This is a genomic window from Bacillus sp. mrc49, from assembly GCF_002803435.1.
In genome coordinates this window covers 1-2,957 of sequence record NZ_PHNG01000759.1, presented here as the reverse complement: position 1 = coordinate 2,957, position 2,957 = coordinate 1, and the positions used below count along the sequence as shown (strand labels likewise).

3 protein-coding genes are annotated in these 2,957 nt (G+C 45.1%); all 3 read left to right on the top strand.

The window, feature by feature from the left end; translation table 11 throughout:
- On the top strand, nt 1–879 hold an 879-nt coding region (locus CVN76_RS22530; RefSeq protein ID WP_198512626.1), incomplete at its 5' end, for an SEC-C metal-binding domain-containing protein.
- Nucleotides 880–1,048: 169 nt separating this feature from the next.
- Nucleotides 1,049–2,147 (top strand): peptide chain release factor 2 gene (gene prfB / locus CVN76_RS22525; protein WP_232732425.1). Its coding sequence is split into 2 segments (ribosomal slippage): nt 1,049–1,111 and nt 1,113–2,147, totalling 1,098 coding nucleotides; the frame shifts between segments, so codons are not numbered across the junction.
- Between the two features lie 177 nt (nt 2,148–2,324).
- Nucleotides 2,325–2,957 (top strand): YitT family protein (locus CVN76_RS22520; protein ID WP_100533126.1); only part of this gene is annotated, 633 nt, incomplete at its 3' end.

Sequence of the window (2,957 nt, the reverse complement as noted above, 5' to 3'; positions counted from 1 at the left end):
ATGCGCCGTTTCGGCTCCGATAACATGAAAAACATGATGACACGACTCGGTATGGATGATACCCAGCCGATTCAAAGCAAGATGGTGACGAGGGCCGTCGAGTCTGCACAGAAACGAGTGGAAGGCAATAACTTCGATTCCCGGAAGCAATTACTGCAATATGATGATGTTCTTCGCCAGCAACGGGAAATTATCTATAAGCAGCGTTTCGATGTGATGGAAAGCGAAAACCTGCGCGAAATCGTCGAAACGATGATAGCGGCTTCCATCCAGCGCAATGTGGCGGCATTTGCACCAATGGGTGATGAGGAAGGCTGGAACCTGCAAGGCCTTGTCGATTACTTGAATGGCAACTTATTCGATGAGGGGTCCATTTCCGTAACTGATTTAGACGGGAAAAATGAAACGGAATTGGTTGATTTCATTTTAGCCAAAGTGAAAAATGACTATGACCAAAAAGAAGAAGAGCTATCCGAAGAGCAAATGCGTGAATTCGAAAAGGTCATCGTCCTTCGTGCGGTGGACAGCAAATGGATGGATCATATCGATGCAATGGAGCAATTGCGCCAAGGGATTCACCTTCGTGCGTATGGCCAAATCGATCCGCTTCGTGAATATCAATCAGAGGGCTTCGCCATGTTTGAGGCGATGATAGCCTCTATGGAAGATGAAGTCGCTAAATACATCATGAAAGCTGAAATCCGTAACAATTTAGAGCGGAAAGAAGTCATACAAGGACAAGCTGTGAACCCGAAGGAAGAAGACGGGGGCAAAGTGAAAAAGGCTCCGGCCCGTAAAAAGGATGACGTTGGGCGAAATACGTTATGTCCTTGCGGCAGCGGTAAAAAATATAAGAATTGCCATGGCAGCGTAGGCTAATATTAGGTGTATAATGATTAAGGGACGGTCAAGTGCAAGGCTTGCCGCCTCTTTTCATGTTTCGTTTGCATAAAGTCGTATATTTGCATATAGTTTGAAGAGGCTTAATTGTACTGAGGCGAATCCCTCTGGAGGGATTTTTTTAACATACTTAATGAGGTGAATGGAAATGGAACTAGGAGAAATTAGAAATGAACTTGAACGGACAGCGCAACGATTAACGGACTTTAGGGGGTCTCTTTGACTTAGATGAAAAAGAGGCAAGAATCGCTCAGCTTGAAAATGAGATGACACACCCTGATTTTTGGAATGATCAACAAAAAGCGCAGACTGTCATCAATGAAACGAATGCACTGAAAGAGCAAGTCACCCAGCTGGCTGATTTGAACGAATCATATGAAAACCTGGATCTGACGTATGAACTAGTGAAAGAAGAGAATGACGCTGAACTGTTGGCAGAGCTTGAAGAAGAAATCACGACACTTTCACAAAAGATGAATGATTTCGAATTGCAACTGTTACTAAGCGAAGAATATGACTCGAAAAACGCCATCCTGGAACTTCATCCAGGTGCAGGCGGAACGGAATCCCAGGATTGGGGTTCGATGCTGCTGCGCATGTATACAAGATGGGGTGAAAAAAGAGGCTTTAAAGTTGAAACCCTTGATTACCTTCCAGGTGATGAAGCGGGTATCAAAAGTGTCACACTGCTTTTCAAAGGCCATAACGCCTACGGATATTTGAAAGCGGAAAAAGGCGTTCACCGTCTTGTCCGTATTTCTCCTTTTGATTCATCGGGGCGACGCCATACTTCATTCGTTTCTTGTGAAGTCATGCCGGAATTCGATGAGACAATCAATATCGAGATACGTACGGAAGATTTGAAGGTCGATACGTATAGGGCAAGCGGTGCCGGCGGTCAGCATATCAATACGACTGACTCGGCTGTCCGTATTACCCACTTACCTACCAATACGGTAGTGACGTGCCAAAACGAGAGATCGCAAATCAAAAACAAGGCTCAAGCGATGAATATGCTGAAAGCCAAACTTTATCAACGTGAAATTGAACAGCAACAAGCCGACTTGGATGAAATTCGCGGTGAACAAAAGGAAATTGGCTGGGGAAGCCAAATTCGTTCTTATGTTTTCCATCCGTATTCCATGGTCAAGGATCACCGTACGAGTGCGGAAACCGGGAACTTGGGTGCGGTCATGGATGGGGATATTGATATGTTCATCGATGCGTACTTGCGTTCAAAACTATAAGATATAATGGCCGGACCGTTCTATGGTCCGGCTTTTTGTATGAAAATCATGCTTGCCTTACACGTTCTGCCAAAATAAGCCGTCTGGATTATTTTTACAGGGTATGAAAAGGGATGCCATGCTATGATCCGCCAATACTACATAATGATGAATGATGGTTTGAGGAGATAATAAAGAATGAGAAAAAGATACAGGGAGCCGAAGCCCCCTTTGATGCAAAAGTTAATCGAATATGGATTGGTAATCGTGGGGTCAGCCATAATTGCCATCGGTTTTAATGTTTTCCTGCTGCCCAACCAAGTTGCATCGGGCGGGGTCAGCGGGATCAGTACGATCCTCAGGTCCACTCTCGGCTGGGAGCCAGCCTATGTGCTGTGGGGTTTCAATATTCCTTTATTCATTGCGGGACTTATCATCCTGGGAAGGCATTTCGGAGCCAAAAGCTTGATTGGGACATTGTTTTTGCCTTTAGTGGTATTTCTGACAAAAGAATGGGATGCTTGGACGAATGATGCCCTGCTTGGTTCCATTTGCGGCGGGTTGATGGTCGGTCTTGGACTAGGTATTGTCTTTCGTGGGAAAGGCTCGACAGGAGGCACCGACTTAGCTGCGCAGATTTTTCACAAGTACACCCATATGTCACTGGGGGTTTGTGTTGCCATTATCGATGGCATCATCGTATTAAGTGCCGCCATCGTTTTTGATATTGAAAAAGGGCTTTATGCCTTGATTGCATTGTATGTGACAAGTAAAACGATCGATCTTGTCCAAGTAGGGCTGAATCGATCCAAGATGGCACTGATCATCACG